The 847-nt window shown below is 34.8% G+C and carries 1 protein-coding gene and 1 pseudogene; one reads left to right on the top strand and one right to left on the bottom strand.

The features are described from left to right. Positions 1-207 (top strand): annotated as a pseudogene (locus ACFIJL_RS09695) (hypothetical protein); the annotation flags it as partial. Between the two features lie 3 nt (positions 208-210). On the opposite strand, the gene ACFIJL_RS09690 reads toward ACFIJL_RS09695, so the two are convergent. Then, complete coding sequence (locus ACFIJL_RS09690) at positions 211-597, bottom strand: hypothetical protein (protein ID WP_375624514.1); 387 nt, start codon at positions 595-597, stop codon at positions 211-213. Positions 598-847 lie beyond the last annotated feature (250 nt).

Genomic DNA, 847 nt, shown 5'->3' with positions numbered 1-847 from the left:
GATGATAAGGCAAGAGATAAATGGGTAGAATTTGCAACAGAGCAGTTTATCAACATGCAAGAGGCACTAAAAGAAGCACAATGCCTTTATAGACAGTATAATCTTCACGCTGCGCTACAGTACCTCGTGATAGAAGATCAAATGCTACCACATCTTGTGAATTCGCTGCGTGTTGCTCTTAACGTGCTTCAGATTTTACAAAAATAACTATCAATAGAATATGGAGGGAATGGCAATAACAGCTAAGGCGGTCATTATTGCAAATAAAAACGCAGGAATCTTTAGTCTAAATCGCCAGAGTATGTTAATCGGAAGAGACATTATGGTGATTATTATAAAGCTTATTATGAGCCATTCCTTTATCTTTTTATTAAAATGGCTTATTTTTTTATCAACAACATCAAAGCGATAACATTCTCCATTTTCGGACTTCATATATAAAGGAATATCGCTTTTTTGAAATATGTTCCTATAAACATTTCCTAATTTATTTACTAGCTTATCACATGGTGTTGTCCCTTGGTTGTTTAAGATATAAAAGCTAAAAGCTAACATTCCGATAATGATTACACCTATTAAAATGAAGCGTTTAGACATAGTTTATCCATTATTTTTCATTGCAAGTAGCTCTTATAAGCGATTCCCTTTGAAATTATCAATATGTGTTATTTTAGTGTTGACAAAGTGTAGCAAATCGTATTTAATGACATTGCTGTACTTGGTCGTACTGTATCTAGACGAGAGGCGGTGCAGTTTGGAATCCCCGCATTTGCGGGGTTTTTTATTATCTGGAGGGCGTATTTTATGACATCAGAAAATACACAGCAGGCTCCACAACCCATTAAAA

It is taken from the genome of Bartonella sp. TT119HLJHH (assembly GCF_042193385.1).
Taxonomy (GTDB): Bacteria; Pseudomonadota; Alphaproteobacteria; order Rhizobiales; family Rhizobiaceae; genus Bartonella.
Note: the sequence above shows the minus strand (reverse complement) of the source record. Positions and strands in the feature narration are given on the sequence as shown.